The sequence below is a fragment of the Rhodanobacter sp. OK091 genome, assembly GCF_900142825.1.
Lineage (GTDB): Bacteria > Pseudomonadota > Gammaproteobacteria > Xanthomonadales > Rhodanobacteraceae > Rhodanobacter.
In genome coordinates, this window is sequence record NZ_FRCH01000003.1 from 175,198 (window position 1) to 194,942 (window position 19,745).

Sequence of the window (19,745 nt, forward strand, 5' to 3'; positions counted from 1 at the left end):
GGATTCTCAGCTTTGCAGTATGTGTTTGTATGCGTCGAGTGTCTCACGAGCGCACTTTTCCCAGGAAAAGAGCTTGATCCGCTCATGTCCAAGAGCAGCTAATTGCCGCAAGCGGTCTGGTGACGATAGAACTTGCTCAAGAGCTTCACGCAAGCCCTCAGGGTCATGGGGATCGAACAGTTCAGCAGCGTCTCCCACAACCTCCGGCATGGAGCTCGTGTTCGAGCAGACAACCGGGCAGCCAAATGACATGGCTTCCAAGGGTGGGATGCCGAAACCCTCGTATTTTGAAGGGTAGACGAACGCAGATGCGGATACGTATAGCGAAGATAGTAAACTGTCGCAGCCGGAGAGAAAGACGACCTTTCCCGGCTTGATTCCAAGCGAATGAATCAATGACGATTCGCGCGATGTGACGCTGCCACCACCAAAACAGACTAGTGAGAATTCAGCATGCAGGTTCGATCGCGAATAGGCCTCAAGGAGGCCTTCGAAATTCTTATAGCCCCCTCTCGCACCGACGTAGAGCAGGTAGGGAGCTTCGGGTACCAGTGACGGCGAGGACCGTGGATTAGTTATCAAGGAATAGCCGAGATGTACTACCGACGTCTTCTCGATCGGTATGTTGGTTGCTTCAATCAAATCATGGCGAGTGTTTTCGGATATGCAGATGATGTGATCGGCGCGCTGCAAGGCAGATCGTTTGGCTCGATGTGTCACATCGTAGCGAGAAAACAAATCGGGAAATCGTTCGTGGATCATGTCGTATACAGTGATGACGCGCTTTGCTGATCGAGGTGCGCAATCGAGCATGGAGTAATACGTTTCGTGAAAAATATCCGTATTACGCTTTGTGCGATTTCGTAAACAAGTTACCGATACATTTACAAATTTTACCGCTAGCTTCGTAAATTTGTTGGGGGAAAATTTCGTTCCGTTGACAGCTGTGGCCTTCGACGACCCTATATATTCGTTTACATATAGTGGAGCGAATATTTCCACGTAGTCACCATCAATTGATGGAATGATACTCGCGATTTCATGGAAGTATCGCGATATACCGCCATATCTTTGCTTGCTGAAGATCTGGTAGTCATAGGTAATGCGCATATGATTTTTCGTCGCCATTATTGTTCTGGTGAACGGCTCATCTTCATGAGCTCATCGATCTTCGAAGTCGACGTAATTCATGAACTATCTGTGTTTTGAATGCAATCGCGTTAATTCGAATCAATGTTACAAATATCCTCACTTTACTGCGCGCGCTGGCTTTTGCGAAAAGTTGAATGACATGTTTCGAAAAATCAAAAAACGGTAGGATCCAATGTATCGGTCGTGTTCGATACCGATAAAAGATGGTCAGACTGTTACTTATGCCATGCTTTCCTAGCTCAACATATCCGGATTCGAGTCGATGGCTCTTCCCCTCGCTTAATGCTTTCAGGACTAGTAACCAGTCTGCGCCGAGGAAGCTATCTGGTTTGACAAGCCATGATCGAAGGACTCGGTACCGAAACAGCGAATAGAATCGGGCATTCGAATGCCAGCAATCGAAAAAGCTAAGAATCCTATCGTAGGGGTCGTCTTCGGTGCTGGATTGGTCGCCCATCGTGATGGAATTAAAGTTGGAGCCTTTAAACCTCGTTGGGCAGGTTGCAGCAATGTAGTCGGGATGGCTGGCCAAGAATCGCAGAGTCAGTTCCAGAAAATCTGATGAGCGCGTATCGTCTGCTGCTGCCCAACAAAAATAATCGCATGCAGACGCTGCAAGTACAAAGCTGAAATTTTCTTCGGCGCCGAGATTGTATGGCTGTCTTATGTAGGTGAGTCGTGCATCGCGATTTGCGAACTCCCTGCAAATATCGGCGGTACGGTCGGTAGACGCATTATCGGAAATAATGAGTCGAAATTTGTGGAAGCTTTGATTAAGAATAGATTGGATCGCGGCTGCGACGGTGCGCTCGCCGTTGTACACCGGCATTCCTACAATTACTCGCGGGTGTTGTGATGACTGCAGGAAGGCAGTTTGGTCTGTGGTCATGTGAAGGTCTTCACGTGCGTCAGTTTCCAGCCAGACATCCACGCGCAGGCAAGATAAGAAGCGATCAGCGAGGAGGCGGCTAAGGCGGCAATTCCAACTCGATCTTCAAAGAAGGTCGATATCGAGTAAAACACAACTGTTATCGTAGTAACGAGGATGATTGGCTTCACCACCGCGGCGATACCCCAAGGCCGTCTGGCTTCAGTTAGTAGTGTTCTATACATGAGTGGGGCGGCGAATAACATGTAGCCGAGATTGAGTAGCAGCCATGGTAGTGCAGCCCCCGGTAGCGAATAGCGTTCAGCAAGGCACACGGTCATTGGCACTACAAGTACGCTTGCTATGATGTTTTGCACCAACGGGATCTTAGTTCTTCCCTGAGCAAGTTGGAGCGCATACGGGAAATGCATCAGAGCGTTGAACATCGTTCCTATACTTATGAAGGCTAGCGGCAGATGCGCGGCAGCTGCCAGGTTTGGGTCGCCCGTCCAAAATAGAAGAAGGTCCTTCCCGAAAAAGGCGATCCATAGGGATAGTGGGACGACTGCAGTAGCCATCAGGCTGGCGCCCCTCATGTAGTCGTGTAGTAGTTTGCTCGCTGAATCAGCACGAGAGACTAATTGTGTAATATGTGGGTAGTAGGCGTTAAAAATCGGCCCAGTCAACCGTAGCGCCACTGTTCCTGCGGTCCACGCAACCATGTAAAACCCGAAATACTGAAGTGGCAGGACTTTGGATAGAACAATTTTGTCTGTTTGCGTCAGTAATAGCGCCAATACATTTATGGCGCCCACACCGGCTGTAAACCGTCCAGTTCTGCGTAGCGAAGCCAACTTGAAGCGAGGTGTCGCCCGAGCGTCGGCCGAACGCCAGGTTGCGACGTACAACGCGACCAGAGTGAGGATGCCTACAATACATTGCCAGGCAAAAAAGGCCGCTACGGTGGGCGACAGAATCCAGAGCACGATTACCGCTCCCAATGCCCTGGCTGTAGTCGCAGCTGCAACGATGACATTCAAACGTACCTGTCGTTGCTGCCCTACCATGCTCCCAGAGTAGAAGGCGACGGGGAACTGCAGCACAACAGCAGCGCCCATGAGTCGCAACGCATCTGTGGTCGTTTCAACCTTTGCAGGCGAAATTTTCATCCAGTCGGCGGCGATAAAGGGCGCGAGTAGGGCTACAACTAGGCCAGCAATGGCTGCTATTCCCCAAAAGATAGTTTCGATTGTTCTAAGGGTGGTTAGTAACTGCTCTCGCTGGATGCCTTCAACTTGGTTGAGAGTTGCCGACTCCCTCGTTACGGTGGCACCAAGGCCACCATCCAATATGGCGAGGGTTGCGCAGAGCGTGGCAAAAAATCCGATGAGACCATACCCCTCGGCGCCCACGAAGTGTAGATAGAGCGGCACCACGATAAGAGACGTCAAAGCCGACCATCCTTGGCCCAAGGCGTTGGCTGTGAGGTTCCTCTTTATCTGATGCACTGTGCAAACCCTATTGCTGTGCTTGTCGAGGTCATCAAGGTATGACTGCGCTCAACGCGCGACTTTGGGGCCACGAGGTGTCATCCGCGGAATGCCGCAGTGACGATGGGCTGAACTGAGTACGTTACCTTACGTTTTGGTTCTTGATTTACTCCACCCGGCGCAGGTAGCCACTGGGTGCGACGGTGATGAGGATCTTGGCTTCGATGTCGTCGTCGACGACGAAATTCGAATGCTCGGCTAGGAACGCTCGGGTTGCAGTTTTTGGGTTGTTGCCGGTGTCCCATGGGCGATCTGGGTAGAGATTCGCCGGCATATCCTCGATGACAGTGTCGAACACCACACAATAGCTCCCCAGCGCGACCAGTGGTGCATAGGCGTGCAGCTCGGCAAGTACATGATCGTGTGTATGGTTTGAGTCAAGCACGACAAGCACCTTCTTGTTCTCGGCGATTGCTTTGACCTGTGCGATCATTTCCGGCGAGGTGCTCGATCCCTCTAGCATTGTGATGCGCTTGAACATGGGATGTGTCTCAATAGCTTCGCGGTTGTGAGTGCGGATATCGATATCGATGCCAAGAACCTCGCCCTTACCAATTAACTCGCAGATTGACGCGTAAAACACCAAGGACCCACCGTGGGCGATACCCGTTTCCACAATCAGGTCGGGCTGTACCCGCCAGAGGATTTCCTGCATCGCAATCATGTCTTGCGGGTATTGGATAATCGGGCGGCCCATCCAGCGGAAATTGTAGGAATATCGATGAGGAATTGATTTCGACATCCAGTCAATGGACTGCTTTCTCAATTCATCGTCCTGTTTTAAATTGTTGACGTTGCGTGCCACGGATTCTTCAAATTCAGATACTGGGTTCATACTTTGGCTCGCTCAAGTTTTTTATGGTTTGCTTTTGTCGACTTACTCGTTTAACTGACAGATTATATTTGTTGATCCACGGCGGTGTAATTGGGGCCTGGGCCGCCCATCTCGCGGATCTCAGAAAGATAATTCGAGTTCATCACAAAAATGTTAGGGGTGTCGCCCAACTGAGAGAGCGCATCACTCGGTGGGAGTACTGGCAACCCGCTACCAGCCAGAAACTGGCTATGTTTCGCGGGATTGATATCAATTGCCGCGTGTAGAGTGGCGCCGCGAAGTTGCATATGGTGCGAGAACATGACGCCCTTGGCAGCGGAACCCCAGATTGCGTTGTAGGCGCCGATGCTTGCAATTTGCGCGCAGCGGTCTAGGGTGTCAAAAAAGTCGTCGGGGATATATGCCCGTGGTGGCACGCCTAGAGATGTTGCTGCAGGGTCTCGCAGAGAATGTAGATCGGCAACCACGTAAATGTACTGACCGCCAAATAGCGGGCCGGCCTCGAGTACGCGACCGAACATTCGATGGAAGTCAGTAAGACGGAAGTAGTTTACGTGTTCATAGAACACGTCAAACCAAGCCCTGCGACGTAGAATCCACTCTAGACAGGGCACTTCGATGTAGATCAGGCCACTGCCGCTTCCGTTGCTGTTTGCTCGCCTCACTAGGTCGAGAAACTCCAATGGTGATGGAATGTGTTCGAGCACGTGGCGCATCACGATTGCGTCGGCGCGAATGCTTAGACCGGGTTTGAAGTGTTCGCGGACAATGTATTCCGAATTTCCTTCGTAGGCGGGGTCTATTCCATGTGCGTCGTGATTGGCAGCGCGCAGCAGCTCTAGAAATGTGCCTTTGCCACAGCCGATTTCAAGGATGCGCATCGCATCGAACTGGCGGCTTATTACGTCGAGCACCTGCGTGATATGTGCCTGGAACGCCAGCGAATGGCCTTGCTCATTTTGATAGCTTCCGTCATAGCTGAGAAGATTGGCGTCAAACGCGCTGTTATGTACCAATCCGCTGGCCGCATCTTGAGTCAATATCACATCGCCGCGTGGGCAAGCACACGCCTCGCTTGCGGTCCCAAACATCTTGTTTTGGTAGACCGGAATTCCTTCTAGACGTAGTAGCTCATGCACGCTCATATTGACCTCAACAGGGAATTTAGTCGCAGCGTGCTTCCCCAGAATGCGAACGGCTCATAATCAGGATAAGAATACACGCCAAGGTTCAGCGTGATATCAGTATGCCAAGTTTGTAGCCAGTCGCGTACGGTATCGGCGACTGTTCTGGGCTGACCGCTACAGATGTTGATGGTGCCCGCATTGGCATAGTTGAGAATCACCGCGACGATGCGTGCAGCTGCAGTTTCGATGGGAAGAAAGTCGCGAACTTGATCACCGATCGACATGTCGAAACTGCTCTTGCCAGCCGCCACGGCTGCGCGTAATTGTGGGTACAGCGAAGTCGCCGCTTGTCCAGGTCCATAAACATAGAAAAGTCGTAACCAGCTCAGGCCGAAGTCGTGAGTGGCTTGCAGTTCCTGTAGATGCTGGTGTAACCGATGTTTAGCTTCACCGTAGGACGTAGTCGGCAACGCCGCCGTCGCTTCGCTGAGCTCCCCCGACTGCAAACCGTATTCGAGGCAGGTGCCAGTAACTATCAGCCGCGTCAGGCCGGCATCGATACAGGCGTCAAGGAATGCTGTGTGACGCGGGAGTTCTTTATTGAGATGATCGCTCGAACCGTAATTGGGCAGCCCACCCCAAGCCAAGTGCAGGAGCGCGTCCGGACGGCCCATGCGTACGAATGGATTGGTGCCGGTGCTACCGATATCTGCTACCAGCGGTGTCACGGTAGAACTTATCGGCGGATCGGGATGCCGTGAGATCGCGATCACCTCGGCACCCCGGTGTACTAGCTCGCGCACTACGTGGCGGCCAATGAAGCCACTCGCACCGGTGACCGCAACGCGCACGGTCAGCCGACTTCCATCGTCGGTACGGCTGTCGCGAAGCGACCACCCCACTCGCGAATATAGGTCAGTTGTTCGGTAACCTCCTGGCATAGGTTCCATGGCAGGATTAGCACAATATCGGGCTGATCGGCTCGCAGATTCTCCTCGGCGACCACCGGAATCCGCGAGCCGGGCAGGTAGCGGCCCTGCTTGTGCGGTGAAGCGTCGACCACGTAAGGCAGCAGGTCCGAACGCACGCCGGCGTAGTTGAGCAGCGTGTTGCCCTTCGCGGCGGCGCCGTAACCGACGACCTTTCGGCCATCGCGTTGTTGCTGCAATAGAAAGCTGAGCAATTCGTTCTTGACGGCATTGGCGCGAGCCTGGAAGCCGCGGTAATAGTTCATCTCGAGCATGCCAGCGGCAACTTCGGCGGCCAACGCAGCAGCGACTGCGGGAGTGTCGCTGTGATCGCTGCCGCTGTGCGCGGCCCATATTCGAAGTGAACCACCGTGGGTTGGCAACGTCTCAACATCCCAGATGTGCAGGCCGTGTGCGGCGAACACTGTGCGAATGGTGTGCAGCGAGAAATAGGAGAAGTGTTCGTGATAAATGGTGTCGAATTGGCACCGCTCGACTAACTGTTGCAAGTGCGGAACCTCAACCGTGACGACACCTTGCGGTGCCAGCGCACAGGCCAACCCGGCGACGAAGTCGTTTAGATTGGGGACGTGGGCAAGCACGTTGTTGGCCACGATCAAATCCGCACGACGGCGCTGGGCCACCAAGCGGCCTGCGAAATCGAGCCCGAAGAACTCGACAATTGTATCGATGCCTTTTGCTCGCGCGGCGCTTGCGGTACCCGTAGTCGGCTCAATACCGACGCAGGGGATACCGCGTGCAGCAACGTATTGCAGCAGGTAACCATCGTTGGATGCGATTTCGACGACTAGGCTGCCACTGTTGAGGCCGAGCCTTGATGTGGCTTTTTCGACGTAGAGCTCAGCATGGGCCAGCCATGAGCGCGAATACGATGAAAAGTACACATAGTCGGGAGCAAACAGCGCCGTGTGCGACTGAACCTCGTCGACTTGTACCAGCAGGCAGCGCGGGCAAGTACGCAGCTTCAGCGGAAAATACAGCTCGGGCGCTGACAACGCGTTGGCAGTAAGGAATGCGTTGGAAGGTGGCGCGGTGCCCAGGTCCAGAAACACGTTGTCGAGCAGCGCGTCATCGAGTGGGGTCGCGCAGTGGCGACATTTCATGCGTGGATTCCTGCAAAGTCATCGTCGATCAGTGGTGCCGAGTGGTCTTTGGCCGAGATGTGAAGCACCGGTAGCGGCCACACGATAGCCAGTGCTGGGTCGTCATGGCGCAGTGTACCTTCGTGTTCGCGGCTCCACCGTGCGGTGTGCATGTAAATCAGTTGTACATCATCGCTTAGCGCCTGGAAGCCATGGGCAAATCCCTCGGGGATGAATACTTGCAGTGACGCATTGGCGTCGAGTTCAACGGCGTGCCAATGCAGATAAGTCGCTGAGCTGACGCGTAGATCCACCGCGACATCGAATACTCGCCCGCGTACGCAGCGGATGAGCTTGGCCTCGGCGGCAGGAGGGCGCTGGAAGTGCATGCCGCGTACGGTGCCACGCTGTTGGGTGATCGAGAGATTGATCTGCGGAAAATGCAGGTCGGGCCGAAGGATTGCGAGTTCATCTTCACAGAACGCGCGCACGAAACTGCCGCGCTCGTCAATGATCGGTGCGGTCTCGATCACTGTTAATCCGGCCAGTGAGGTCGGCAGCAGCTTCATCGCACTCATGATCGGCCGGCCCACTCGATCCCAGCGGCACGCGCATCGGTTATGTAATCGCGCAAGTCGTTTTTGCTGCACAGTTCGCCGTTCTGGTGGAACGCGCGATACCAATCCACCGTGCGTGCCACCGTTGTCGCTGCATTCCACACTGGGTACCAGCCCAGTTCGTGTGCGGCCTTGCTGCAGTCCAGTCGCAGCGTCGAGGCCTCGTGTGGATGCGGGCCGGGGCTGGGTTCAACAAGTACGCTGGGCCAGCGTTCCCGCATGCGTGCAACCAGTGTGGCGACAGGGACGGTCGCGTCGTCAGCGGGACCGAAATTCCATGGGCCTTCGACCGGCTCGCCAGCGAGCAGGCCTTGGCCGAGCCGCAGATAACCGGATAACGGTTCAAGCACATGCTGCCAAGGACGCACTGCGTCCGGATTGCGAAGTCGCAGTGGTGTATTTGCAACTGCGGCGCGGACCAGGTCGGACACTAGCCGATCCTCGGACCAGTCACCGCCACCGATCACGTTGCCGGCGCGTGCGGTCGCGATGCATGCTCCACCGTTTCCGACGCTGTGGAAGTAGCTTTTTCGGTAGCAATCGGAAACGAGTTCTGCGCACGCCTTGGACGTGCTGTAGGGGTCGTGGCCGCCGAGCGGACATGCTTCGTTGTAGCCGTTGTCGGTCGGTTGGTCGAGATAAACCTTATCGGTGGTTACATTGACCACCGCGCGCGTTGATGTGCACGCACGCGCTGCTTCAAGCAAGTTGATCAAGCCCATCACATTGGTTGCGAATGTCTCGACGGGTTCGGCATAACTGCGGCGCACCAGTGGTTTCGCTGCCAGATGGAAAATGACTTCTGGCTGATACTGTTCCAATACGCGGCGTACGGCATCTGCGTTGCGCAGGTCCACGCGATGATCGGTAACATCATCGAGTCCGAGCAAGTCCCAGTGTGCGGGAGTCGTAATGGGATCGAGCGCCAGCCCAGCGACGTGCGCGCCCAGTTCGCGCAGCCAAAGCGCCAGCCAAGATCCCTTGAAGCCGGTATGGCCGGTGACCAAGACGCGACGGCCGGCATACGCACCGCCGAAGAGTGTGTTCAAGGCCATACCTTCCACGGTGCCTTACCCGTTTGCCAGAGTTCTTCCAATCTGACTTTGTCACGCAGGGTGTCCATGGGCTGCCAGAACCCGTGGTGGGTGTAGGCAGACAGCTGTTCCTCGCGGGCAAGACTTTCGAGCGGCCCGCGCTCCCAAATTGTGGCATCGTCTTTGATGTAGTTCAGTACAGCCGACTCAAGCACGAAAAAGCCGCCATTGATCCATGAGCCATCGCCCAATGGCTTTTCCTCGAAGCGGGTGATTCGGTGGTCCTTGATGTCGATAGCGCCGAAGCGACCGGGCGGTTGTACCGCGCACATGGTCGCCAGGGTGCCGTTGGCCCGGTGGAAGACAAGTTGCTGGGTGATGTCGACATCAGCAAGTCCATCGCCGTAGGTGAAGCAAAACGTCTCTCCGTCCAGATATTCCACCACGCGCTTTAATCTGCCACCTGTCTGCGTTTGGTCGCCGGTATCGACCAACGTGATACGCCATGGCTCAGCATGCTTTTGATGGACTTCAAGCGTGTTGTTGGAAAGATCGAAAGTGACATCCGACATATGCAGGAAATAGTTGGCGAAATATTCCTTGATTACATAGCCCTTGTAGCCGAGGCAAATGATGAAATCATTGATGCCATGATGCGAGTAGATTTTCAGCAGGTGCCAGAGCACGGGCATACCGCCAATCTCAATCATCGGCTTGGGACGCACAGCCGTCTCCTCACTGAGGCGCGTGCCTAAGCCGCCGGCAAGAATGACAGCCTTCATGAAAAGTATTTCAGTGGATAACAGCGGGGGATCATGCAAGCGGCCCTCGTTAATACGCTTGGAAGAATGATGGACTGCTCTCGAGCGTCTGTTTTTGTTGAAAGATCACATTATTGCGCGACGTAGTTTTTGATGTGCCAAGCATAGGTTGCCGCCAGCCCCTCTTCCAGTGGAATTTGCGCTGACCAGCCAAGGTCGCGCATACGGTGTGCATCAAGCGCCTTTCGTGGCGTTCCGTCGGGCTTGGAGGCGTCGAACAGCATGCTTCCCGTATAGCCCACTACGCTGGCAATAGTGTGGGCGAGCTCGGCGATGCTGACTTCGTCACTCGATCCAATGTTGACGATTCCTTCTGCGCTATACGCATGCATCAACACCAGCAAGGCATCCGCGAGATCATCGGCATGCAGTAATTCGCGCAGCGGGCGGCCGCTCCCCCATATGGTGACCTTGGGGATGCCCGCGACTTTGGCCTCATGAAAGCGCCGAATCAACGCCGGCACCACGTGCGAATTGTCGGGATCAAAGTTGTCACCCGGTCCGTACAAATTGGTCGGCATTGCGCAAATGGCATCAAAGCCATATTGCTGCCGATACGCCTGGCACATCTTCAACCCTGCGATCTTCGCGATGGCATACCACTCGTTGGTCGGCTCCAGCGGGCCGGTCAGTAGGTACTCCTCCTTGATCGGTTGGGGGCAGTCGCGCGGATAGATGCAGGATGAGCCGAGGAACAGCAGCTTCTTCGCACCATACTTCCAGGCGTTGTGGATGACGTTGGTCTGGATGGCCAGATTGTTGTGGATGAACTCGGCCGGGTAGGTGCTGTTGGCAAGGATACCGCCTACCTTGGCAGCAGCCAGAAACACATAATCCGGCTCTTCTGTTGCGAAGAACTGCTCGACTTGCGACTGGTTGGATAGATCGAGTTCTTGATGCGTGCGCAAGATGAGGTTGCTGGCACCGTCGGCTTTGAGGCGGCGCACGATCGCTGAGCCCACCAGTCCACGGTGACCGGCAACATATATGCGTGCGTGGATGTCCATGGTCGGTTTATTCGTGGGGATTGGGCGAGTGGAATCCGGCATGGCTGATCAACGCGTCGCGTTGAGCGAGCTTCAGATCTGATTCCATCATCTCACGCACCAGTGTGCTGAAATCGGTCACCGGCTGCCACCCCAGCTTTTGGCGAGCCTTGCTTGGGTCGCCCAGTAAAGTTTCCACTTCTGCGGGACGGAAGTAGCGTGGGTCGATCGCCACGATTCGTTGGCCGGGTTGGGCCGCCGAGTCGTCCGGCGCGCTGGCTACGATGCCGTGTTCATCGACATCGCTGCCAGTCCCAGTCCATTCGATACTGATGCCAAGCTCACCGGCGGCGCAGTCGACGAATTCGCGTACGGAATGCTGGATCCCTGTGGCGATGACGAAGTCTTCCGGCGTGTTCTGTTGCAGCATCAGCCATTGCGCTTCCACGAAATCGCGTGCATGACCCCAGTCACGACGAGCGTCGAGGTTGCCGAGATACAGACAGTCCTGTTGACCCAGGTGGATGCGTGCCAGTGCGCGGGTGATTTTGCGGGTCACGAAGGTCTCGCCGCGACGTGGCGATTCATGGTTGAACAGGATGCCGTTGCAGGCATACAAGCCGTAAGCTTCGCGATAGTTCACCGTGATCCAGTAGGCGTAGAGCTTTGCCACGCCATACGGCGAGCGTGGATAGAACGGTGTGGTTTCCGATTGCGGAACCTGCAGCACCTTGCCATAAAGCTCGGATGTTGAGGCTTGGTAGAAGCGAGTCTTGCGTTCCATTCCAAGGATACGAATCGCTTCCAACATCCGTAGCGTGCCCATGGCATCGGTATTGGCTGTGTATTCGGGCGTCTCGAATGACACCTGCACATGGCTTTGCGCGCCGAGGTTGTAGATCTCGTCCGGCTGCACTTGCTGGATGATACGGATCAAGTTGGTGGCATCGGTCAGATCGCCGTAGTGCAAGAAAAACCGCTGCCCCTTTTCATGCGGGTCCTGATAGAGATGATCGACGCGTTCGGTGTTAAATGACGATGCCCGGCGCTTGATGCCGTGAACCTCGTAACCCTTCTCCAGCAGAAATTCTGCCAGGTAGGCGCCATCCTGACCGGTGATTCCAGAAATAAGTGCTCGTTTCACGAGGTTCATAGCCTGATGTGGATCGCAGGTTGTTAGTTTAAGCGTTGCCGGTGCCTGTGCGTAGGGCGCCTTTGCTCAATCCTGCGGTAGCCGTGCCATTTGCTCGCGCAATGTCTCAAGGTTGCTGTTCAACCGACCACCGATATTGAGTCGCTCCAATTGCTGAAACGCCTGATCGGCTTCATCCGCGCGGCCCTGAGCTACCAACATCCGAACCAAGGTGATTTGATAAGCAGCTTCATTTGGACTGGTTCCGATGGCTTCTCTTGTCATGCGTAGACCCAGTTCCTTGTCACCCAATACGTTCCAGGCATAATCGCCATAGATAGCGAGTAGACGCGCACTGTGATGGGGATGCGCGAGCGCAGCCATAAAAGAGTCAATCATGCGGTATCGAGGCAAGTCGCAGTGACCTTCGCGCGCGCATTGAGTCAACGCGCCTAACGAACTTTCATCCTGTACACCTGGCGTATGCGCCTTGAGTTTGGCGATCAAACTAGTCCACCAAGAATCTTTTAGTGGCAGATTCATCCTTGCGTTCATGAAGATCAAGGCTTGCTCAGGGAGGATCGATGAACCCGGTAACGCTGCAGATTTTTCCAGCGGAGCATAGGCAAGTAGGGTAAACGGCGAAGCCGGATCATAGTGCGAATAGATGATATAGGTGCGACCTAGTTCATACTGGGATCTTGGGGAGTTTGGCGCACGGGATGCCAGATCTTCGGCTAGCCGTAACGGGTCACCCCACGCATAGGATGTCAGAGCGGTCAAGGCCGTCCAGCACAGAAATAACCCTCCAAGAAAAACGTGACGAGGGAGAGCAAAGGGCTGCTTACATGGTGTCGCCAGTATCGGCACGACCGCCATGAGCAGCCCGAAGCTGGCGAAATAATTCCGGTGTTCGTAGATCAGTTCCAGCGGGAGGATGGTCCCGGTAAGAAGTTGGCATCCGAGGAAGAGCGCCATGCCCAAGGCAACCAAGGGTCTGCGCGATCGCAGCGAGATGCTCATGGCGATAAAGATAATCAGAAAGACAATGCTGCAAAGCGTGCTCCAAGGGGTTGTCAACCCTGCTGATATACGAAAATCATCGTGATAGAACGAAAGCGCATTTGGAGTAGGTAAAAAAGTCCACGCGATGTAGTCAACGACAATGCGTGCTTCACTGAGCAGGCGCGTGCCAAGGGTGAAGTTGCGTGATGCCCATGTTTCGGATTTCAACAAACCCGGAACTAGCCAGGCCAGCCCAAGTAGCATCGGTACAACCAGGACGAGTAGATAAAGACCGACGATGCGTAAATCGCATCGTGGTGTTTTTGCGTCGACATCTCCGGTTTCGATCGATTCGCGGAACTGAAACAACACCCATTCGATTAGCAATGCATATAGCGGCAACATCACCGCCGTTTCCTTGGAAAGAAGGCCAAAGACCGTTGGAATTGTGATGCTGACCAGGCAAAGAATAAAGCCGCGAAAGTTTGGCGAAAAGCCGAAGTTCCCCTTGCCTGCGAACGAAGTGACAGAGGTGACGGCAAGCATCTGCCGACGACCACTGACATAGCCGAGCAAGCCAATCAACACAAATAGGTTGGCCATGCTCTCCATGCGCTGGACGACGTATAGCACGCCGGTCAGATTGATTGGTAGCAGCATCCAGCCGCCGGCAACGAGCGCACCAACTATGCCAGCCCGGGCCACATCGCTCTCCACCGAGGAGATGCCATTGGCCACAGGTACATCTTCTTTCCGTACCAGCAGAAGCGCTCTTGCCAGCAGAAAAACCAACAGCCCGTTCAGCAAGTGAATGAAGAGATTGGTCGCCTTCATCCAGAACGGATCGAGGCCGCTGACCCGGTAGTTGATCGCAAAACTGAGTGAAGCGAGCGGGCGTTTGAAATCGCTCGCTGGTGAAGAGAGGGCCGCATTGATCAATGAGGACAGACTTGTATCCGGCGGTTGTACGCCAGGGTTGTCGACAATGTTGGGGTAGTCGTCGAATAAGTAGCTACCACGAAGGCCGGGCCAGTACACGGCGGCAGTGATTGCCAGAAACACAAGCATTAGCCAGAGGCCACTACGGCGAGACGAGAGCAATTTCTTAGGCACAATCGGGTACTCAATAGATCACGCATCGTAACGGACACATGGATGTGGGGCCTTGTTAGCGGCTCACTTGTTTTATAGCCGGTGGTCGCGGGGCAGTCGAGCTCGAAGATTTGCTGGGCAGCGATGGCGAGGCTTGCGGGTCCGCCGGAATGACAATTGGGCACTTTTTGCCGATAGAGGCATGGTCGAAATCGCTCTGCCACGCTGAGTTGACAATGCGGGGGTGGTACTCCCATTGCTGGCTGAACAGACTCCATGTCTCGTTATGGCTTGGAAAGTTCACGCCAGCCATGTCGATCAGTGACTCGAAAGTGTTCGCGCTGAGGGTGCGTTCTCCCGCATGGGCACGCAGATTGGTCACTCGGCCCGGAAATTGATGTGCGTAGGCATCCGAATACCAGAAAAAAGCCGGAATCTGGAACTCGAAATTTGTGCCGAGACCATGCCCCGCGAAGGAGCACGTCGGCGTCACTAGCATCTCGCCGTGGTCCGACTCGAACCACAATGCGGTGGTCGCGTCGCTTTGACGCAAAATATTAATCGCTTCGGCAAGCACATGATCGGTATACAAGATCGTGTTGTCATAACTGTTCCATAAGCGCGCACCTTGCAGGACGCTGTCGTCATGGTCGGAATAGGTGGGGAGAAAGTGTTTGAAACTTGTTGGATAGCGATAGTCGTAGCTCAGATGGCTACCCATCATGTGCAACACGATGAATAGATCGCTATTTGAATCATTCAGCGCGCCACGTAGGGGGGCCAGCAGATCCTCATCGTAGCTCCCCGGCGCCGCCCATGAGGCATGATTCAGCCATTGAACGTGCTGAGCTTGATAAGCATACATCGACACAGGCGAATCGAACTCGCCGATCGCCAGCTGATTGGATATCCAGTAGGTTTCGTAGCCAGCCTCCTGCATGGCCCGTAAAATTGAGGCCTCATCGAAGGTCGCGCTTTTGCTCGTGATAGATTTGCGCGTCAGGATTTGGGGGATGGCGTCGATCGACTCCGGCCATGAGGTCACCATGTCTCCAATCGGGACCAGGTTGGCAACACGACTTAGTTCGGGATTGGTCGCGCGCGGATAACCGAAAAGCTGCCAATTCGCGCGCCGACTGCTTTCACCGATCACCAGCACATATACTTGGCGCTGGTGCATTGGACTGATTCGGTGCGCATGAAAACGGTATGCGTCCAGTCGCGAAGCATTGGCACGCATGGTGGTCCATTCCGCCCGATACCCGGCTACGCGTTGGAACACCCCGAATGGATAACCGAGTTCGACTGGCGCGCCAAGGGTCGACCAAAGTTTCAATGCTCCATGCATACGCTGATGCAGATTCCCGGGTGTCGTGGCCAGTACCGTCGCCATGGCCACTAGCGGCGTGGCGATCGCGATGACAAGAATCCACGACCGCCCGTGACCTCGCCAGCGCACGCGCGCGCGCGCGCTGCATCGTGCGGCCAGCAGTACCAGCGTCACAGCGGCCAATAGGCAAAGTATGATGGGGATAAGTGCACCGCCAAGGTATTCGCGCGTTTCCCGAGGATTGGTAGCGACCAGCGTGGCGATGATTTCTGCTGAAGTGGGATGGCGATAGGTGGCGACGAATAGCGCCTCAATCGGGGCCAGCAACGCAAATGGAGCTAGCAGCAGGCAGGCCAACCATGGTGCGTCGCCCAGCAATGCGAAAAACACCAGCAGAAGAATGACCGGCACCATCAAGGCTTGGATCCACAGCGCAATGCCGTGTCCGTACCACCACCAGATCAGGTTGGGCAGCATCAATAATGCAAACAGCGAGAACAACGCGATCAACGCCCACTTGCGATTTGTAGTGAATCCTTGAGTCATGATCGATTTTACTGATTCGCTGGCGAGGTACGTTGTCCGCTCGGTGTGTGGGTATCGACAGGTGACTGCCAAGTAGGTGTTGTGTGCTCTTCCATCTGCTCGCGCAGGGTGGCGCGTAAGTGCGTGAGTTCATGCGGCCAGTAGTTTTGTCGCGTGAGCACCCACTCATGGACCATCGGCATGCCAAAGTCCGGCGGTAAGACTTGATCTTTTACCCGTTGGTAGTGGTCAAGCAGTTGGACGCCTTGCGTGGGGTAGCCCGCGGCACCTAGCATCGCGGCGGCTTCCAGGGCGAATCCGGGGCGTATTTGCAAATCAAGTGCGCGGAGGTAGTTCGTGAGCGCCACATCCGGCTGATGCTGTGCGAGTGCAATTCGGCCGCGCATATAGAGGAAGTCCTGTTGTTGCCCGGCGTCCGCCAGCTTGGGGTTCTGGAGTCCGTCATTGATCAGGTCGAGCATGACCACTGGTGTCAAGCCGGGGCAATCACCAGCCACAGCTGCTGGCAGGGTGCGGTCAAACCAATTGGCGAACAACGATCCTGTGTTGGTGCTGTCGCGCATGGCGGTGCGCGCTGCGGCGATGTCGTCCGGCGTGATTCCTCCGGTCATGCAGTGCGCGCCGATCAAGTTGAAAGCAAGCTGTACTTGGTCAGGTTGAGTGGTGAGCAATTTTTCCAAGCGGCGCGCCGCATCGTAAGGGTGTCCTGCTTGCATCTGAACTTGCGCAGCGTTGGCCTGTGCTCTAGCCGAGTTTGGGTTGATGTCTGCCCAAATTAACGCTTGTGCATGCACATTACCCCACACCTCAGTACTCACATGGGTCATCAGTGCCAAGCCGAGCGGCAGCACGATCATCAGGCCGCGCTTGAGTGAGGACAGTGTCCGAGTATTTGCTAGCCACAACCCCAACGGCCAGAACATCAGTAATGCGGGCACGTAATTACGGTGTTCGAAATACAGTTCCAGGCCAATCGATGTGGATTCGAGCAACTGCCCTGCGAAGTAAAACAGGATAACCAGCGACCATGCGGGGTAGTGTTTGCGCAGCCGCCATGCGCCACCGATCATTATAAGAACGGCAATGATCGTCGGTAACGTTGTGGCAGGGTGAAACAGTGACGTAGATGCGACGTACTGGTCGTTGAACAATCCGCTCGAGAACGGTCGCGGCACCCACAGTAACGACAGGTAATCCAACAGTATTCGCGGTTCAGTCAACAGACGCTGCGTAGTCGACCATGGTCGTATTCCCACGTTGTCACCATGCAGCATGCCAAGTACGGCGATACGAGTCAGGTACGCAAGAATGGCCGCCGCAGGTATAACGCCCAGTATCCACATGACGCCGCGATGGACTAGTTTCGCCCGTCCCGATGGCATTGCGTGACGGTGTTTCAACACAATGATTTCTATTAACAGTGCGTAGAACGGCAGTAGAGCGCCGTTGGCTTTGGCCAGGATGCCCAGTAGGGTGAAACCTCCCAGTCCAACCACGCTCCAGATCAGCCCGCTGCGGATATTTCCACGGGTCAGATGACCGCGGCCGTGCAGCCAGATCAGAAGACCGGCCAGTGCACAGGTGGCCGGCAGCATCGCCTCGCGCTGAACGATGTACAGGGTGGTGGATACAAATAGCGGGTGCAGCAGCCATAGCGTGGCACCGAGCAGAGCAGCGGTCTGGTAACGGCGAGTTTCAACTACCAGGGATTGCCCAAGTTTGGCGAGCAGGGCGTACAGTAATACCCCGTTGAGCAGGTGCAGGATCAAGCTGGTGCGTTTGAAAGGGAATGGATCGGCTGGCCAATCGTTCGCGTCGAGCAAGAAAGTTAGCAACGTCAATGGCCGCCCGGTGGGGTCGGCGGCACCGGAAGTAATGTAGCGCCAGAAGGTTGGCCAAGTATCGATCGGGCCGGTGGCACCCAAGGCCGGCAGGTTGGCGAAATCGTCGAACAGGAAGCCACCTTGCAGACCAGGCCAGTAAGCGGCCAGTGTAAGCAATGCGAATGCTGCTAATGCGAATAGTGGCTTTATCGAGTAGCGATTGTGCATCTGTTATCCGAAAAAAAGGGCCGCCCGAGAGGCGGCCCTTCTGGTAGCAACCTTGCCGAAGATATTAGCGGCAGGAGGTCGGCAGGTACTTGGGCAGCAGGGCCGCATTGCCTTTGCAGTGCCATTCGACGCTGCCCGCGTGGGTGATGGCAGACATTGACAGGGTAGCGGTCGACAGCGCTTTGTTTGCTTTGACACCCAGGTATGTGGCCGTGATGAGGCCGCTCGTCACAGTGAGCGTGTCCACATACTGTCCGGAAATCAGCGAGGGTGCTGCGAGCCCGGCAGATGTATTGCCTCCCGGGAAACGGCCCGTATTGCTGTAGAACTCGCCGACCGCAGTTTTGGCACCGTCGGCCAACACGGCGCCTTCAGACACCTGCGTACGAATCAGGTAGTCCTGATAAGCCGGGATGGCGATAGCTGCGAGGATCGCGATGATCGCAACCACGATCATCAGTTCGATCAGGGTAAAGCCTTTCTGCATGCTCTTCATGGTGGTTCCTCTGTATTGGTTAGCTAACCGTGTGATGCCCCCTGAGCCCCAGTCCCGTATCCCCCTAGGCGGGATCGGACCCCATATTCATGGTCAGGAACGACCAGGAAGCTCGCTGCAGAGTCAAGCAGGTTATATGCCATTTCTGCAGCGCATGTATTCCCGCATATTTGTGGGTGAAGGGATTGTGCACGTGGTCACGAAAGCCCGCAACCGTTGGTAATTCAAGCTTGCGGCGTTCTGAAAATGGACACGAAGGCAGCATGTGGTGCTGTCAGTCTCGGGCACTTAGTGACGCTGGTAGTCAGTTTTGTGCGGCAGCTGCATGAGTCGACGAGGCTACTTGCGACAGGTCGCGGGCAGGTATTTGTCCGCCACGGTTCCGCCATTGCAGCTCCAGGCGATGCTGCCGGCCTGGGTGATGGCGGAAAGCACCAGAATGCTGTTTTTAATGGCCGTGTTGGCTTTGGGGCTGAAGAATGCAATCGTGACCTTGCCGGCAGGAGCAAGAGTCACACCGGAAACATATTGGCCGAGGATCGACGTGCTGCTTGCCAGCCCCGCGGACTCATTGGACCTGGGAAGTCGCCCGGTATTGGAGATGAAGTCCCATTCCGCCGCCTTGGCGCCAGTGGACAGAAGCATGCCTTCGCTGACCTGGCTTCGGATCAGATAGTCCTGATAGGCCGGGATGGCGATGGCGGCGAGGATCGCAATGATCGCCACGACAATCATCAATTCGATCAAGGTGAAACCGGCAGACATGCGTCGGTGTAACATGGTCAACTCCCCCCCTGTAAGTTCAGCTTGGCAGGCATGTTTTGTACCAAAAGGCCCTTCGAACCCCAACGACTGCGATTGGGACAGGTTCGCGGGGTCGTCGAGTGTCAGGAATGCGATAAACATCACGAAACGATATTGAACGCTTCGCGTCATTTGCCGATGTGTTCACGGCCGGCTGCTGCCAAGCTCCACGCAGATTGGTGTTGACATCCAGTATGTTGGATGCGACGTGCGTTGATCGTCTCCCAG

Annotated in this window: 17 protein-coding genes; all 17 read right to left on the bottom strand. The window is 55.3% G+C overall.

The genetic code is table 11. From position 1 onward, the window contains the following. Positions 1 to 6: 6 nt before the first annotated feature. Entirely contained in the window at positions 7 to 1,110 is a 1,104-nt protein-coding gene (locus BUA26_RS15460) for a glycosyltransferase family 4 protein (RefSeq protein ID WP_072761975.1), read from the bottom strand. Positions 1,111 to 1,153: 43 nt separating this feature from the next. Continuing rightward, positions 1,154 to 2,041, bottom strand: a complete 888-nt coding sequence (locus BUA26_RS15465; protein ID WP_083573043.1) for a glycosyltransferase family 2 protein — start codon at positions 2,039 to 2,041, stop codon at positions 1,154 to 1,156. Next, positions 2,038 to 3,528, bottom strand: coding sequence for an oligosaccharide flippase family protein (locus BUA26_RS15470; protein ID WP_072761769.1), 1,491 nt, complete (start codon positions 3,526 to 3,528; stop codon positions 2,038 to 2,040). The genes BUA26_RS15465 and BUA26_RS15470 overlap by 4 nt, the downstream gene beginning before the upstream one ends. A gap of 148 nt (positions 3,529 to 3,676) precedes the next feature. Then, complete coding sequence (locus BUA26_RS15475) at positions 3,677 to 4,405, bottom strand: cephalosporin hydroxylase family protein (RefSeq protein WP_072761770.1); 729 nt, start codon at positions 4,403 to 4,405, stop codon at positions 3,677 to 3,679. Positions 4,406 to 4,467: 62 nt separating this feature from the next. Beyond that, the gene (locus tag BUA26_RS15480) at positions 4,468 to 5,550 is read right to left on the bottom strand and encodes a class I SAM-dependent methyltransferase (RefSeq protein ID WP_072761771.1); all 1,083 of its coding nucleotides are present in this window, start codon (positions 5,548 to 5,550) and stop codon (positions 4,468 to 4,470) included. Further along, on the bottom strand, positions 5,547 to 6,482 hold the full coding sequence (locus BUA26_RS15485; protein WP_343124228.1) for an NAD-dependent epimerase/dehydratase family protein: 936 nt from the start codon (positions 6,480 to 6,482) through the stop codon (positions 5,547 to 5,549). Before BUA26_RS15485 ends, BUA26_RS15480 begins: the two co-directional genes overlap by 4 nt. After that, entirely contained in the window at positions 6,386 to 7,624 is a 1,239-nt protein-coding gene (locus tag BUA26_RS15490; protein ID WP_072761773.1) for a class I SAM-dependent methyltransferase, read from the bottom strand. The genes BUA26_RS15485 and BUA26_RS15490 overlap by 97 nt, the downstream gene beginning before the upstream one ends. Then, entirely contained in the window at positions 7,621 to 8,172 is a 552-nt protein-coding gene (rfbC, locus tag BUA26_RS15495) for a dTDP-4-dehydrorhamnose 3,5-epimerase family protein (RefSeq protein ID WP_072761976.1), read from the bottom strand. The genes BUA26_RS15490 and rfbC overlap by 4 nt, the downstream gene beginning before the upstream one ends. A gap of 5 nt (positions 8,173 to 8,177) precedes the next feature. Next, entirely contained in the window at positions 8,178 to 9,275 is a 1,098-nt protein-coding gene (gene rfbG, locus BUA26_RS15500; RefSeq protein ID WP_072761977.1) for a CDP-glucose 4,6-dehydratase, read from the bottom strand. Continuing rightward, positions 9,266 to 10,036, bottom strand: coding sequence for a glucose-1-phosphate cytidylyltransferase (gene rfbF, locus BUA26_RS15505; RefSeq protein ID WP_072761774.1), 771 nt, complete (start codon positions 10,034 to 10,036; stop codon positions 9,266 to 9,268). Before rfbF ends, rfbG begins: the two co-directional genes overlap by 10 nt. A 110-nt stretch (positions 10,037 to 10,146) precedes the next feature. Next, positions 10,147 to 11,082 (bottom strand): GDP-L-fucose synthase family protein, encoded by a 936-nt coding sequence (locus BUA26_RS15510; RefSeq protein WP_072761775.1) that lies wholly within the window; start codon positions 11,080 to 11,082, stop codon positions 10,147 to 10,149. Between the two features lie 7 nt (positions 11,083 to 11,089). Further along, positions 11,090 to 12,205, bottom strand: coding sequence for a GDP-mannose 4,6-dehydratase (gmd, locus tag BUA26_RS15515; RefSeq protein WP_143154311.1), 1,116 nt, complete (start codon positions 12,203 to 12,205; stop codon positions 11,090 to 11,092). Between the two features lie 75 nt (positions 12,206 to 12,280). Further along, positions 12,281 to 14,266 (bottom strand): tetratricopeptide repeat protein, encoded by a 1,986-nt coding sequence (locus BUA26_RS15520; RefSeq protein WP_072761777.1) that lies wholly within the window; start codon positions 14,264 to 14,266, stop codon positions 12,281 to 12,283. Positions 14,267 to 14,366: 100 nt separating this feature from the next. After that, positions 14,367 to 16,166, bottom strand: coding sequence for a phosphoethanolamine transferase (locus BUA26_RS15525; RefSeq protein ID WP_083573044.1), 1,800 nt, complete (start codon positions 16,164 to 16,166; stop codon positions 14,367 to 14,369). An 8-nt stretch (positions 16,167 to 16,174) separates the two neighbouring features. Then, positions 16,175 to 18,217, bottom strand: coding sequence for a tetratricopeptide repeat protein (locus BUA26_RS15530; protein ID WP_143154303.1), 2,043 nt, complete (start codon positions 18,215 to 18,217; stop codon positions 16,175 to 16,177). 64 nt (positions 18,218 to 18,281) lie between these two features. Then, on the bottom strand, positions 18,282 to 18,713 hold the full coding sequence (locus tag BUA26_RS15535; protein ID WP_072761780.1) for a pilin: 432 nt from the start codon (positions 18,711 to 18,713) through the stop codon (positions 18,282 to 18,284). A gap of 339 nt (positions 18,714 to 19,052) precedes the next feature. Then, on the bottom strand, positions 19,053 to 19,493 hold the full coding sequence (locus BUA26_RS15540) for a pilin (RefSeq protein ID WP_072761781.1): 441 nt from the start codon (positions 19,491 to 19,493) through the stop codon (positions 19,053 to 19,055). Between the last annotated feature and the right edge of the window lie 252 nt (positions 19,494 to 19,745).

Bases quoted from the DNA above. Each gene is read 5' to 3' on its own strand.
- BUA26_RS15465 (WP_083573043.1), bottom strand. From the start codon at position 2,041: ATGACCACAGACCAAACTGCCTTCCTGCAGTCATCACAACACCCGCGA.
- BUA26_RS15475 (WP_072761770.1), bottom strand. From the start codon at position 4,405: ATGAACCCAGTATCTGAATTTGAAGAATCCGTGGCACGCAACGTCAAC.
- rfbC (WP_072761976.1), bottom strand. From the start codon at position 8,172: ATGAAGCTGCTGCCGACCTCACTGGCCGGATTAACAGTGATCGAGACC.
- BUA26_RS15540 (WP_072761781.1), bottom strand. From the start codon at position 19,493: ATGTTACACCGACGCATGTCTGCCGGTTTCACCTTGATCGAATTGATG.
- BUA26_RS15460 (WP_072761975.1), bottom strand. From the start codon at position 1,110: ATGCGCATTACCTATGACTACCAGATCTTCAGCAAGCAAAGATATGGC.
- BUA26_RS15525 (WP_083573044.1), bottom strand. From the start codon at position 16,166: ATGACTCAAGGATTCACTACAAATCGCAAGTGGGCGTTGATCGCGTTG.
- rfbF (WP_072761774.1), bottom strand. From the start codon at position 10,036: ATGAAGGCTGTCATTCTTGCCGGCGGCTTAGGCACGCGCCTCAGTGAG.
- BUA26_RS15485 (WP_343124228.1), bottom strand. From the start codon at position 6,482: ATGGAACCTATGCCAGGAGGTTACCGAACAACTGACCTATATTCGCGA.
- BUA26_RS15510 (WP_072761775.1), bottom strand. From the start codon at position 11,082: ATGGACATCCACGCACGCATATATGTTGCCGGTCACCGTGGACTGGTG.
- BUA26_RS15480 (WP_072761771.1), bottom strand. From the start codon at position 5,550: ATGAGCGTGCATGAGCTACTACGTCTAGAAGGAATTCCGGTCTACCAA.
- BUA26_RS15530 (WP_143154303.1), bottom strand. From the start codon at position 18,217: ATGCACAATCGCTACTCGATAAAGCCACTATTCGCATTAGCAGCATTC.
- rfbG (WP_072761977.1), bottom strand. From the start codon at position 9,275: ATGGCCTTGAACACACTCTTCGGCGGTGCGTATGCCGGCCGTCGCGTC.
- BUA26_RS15535 (WP_072761780.1), bottom strand. From the start codon at position 18,713: ATGAAGAGCATGCAGAAAGGCTTTACCCTGATCGAACTGATGATCGTG.
- BUA26_RS15490 (WP_072761773.1), bottom strand. From the start codon at position 7,624: ATGAAATGTCGCCACTGCGCGACCCCACTCGATGACGCGCTGCTCGAC.
- BUA26_RS15520 (WP_072761777.1), bottom strand. From the start codon at position 14,266: ATGCTTGTGTTTCTGGCAATCACTGCCGCCGTGTACTGGCCCGGCCTT.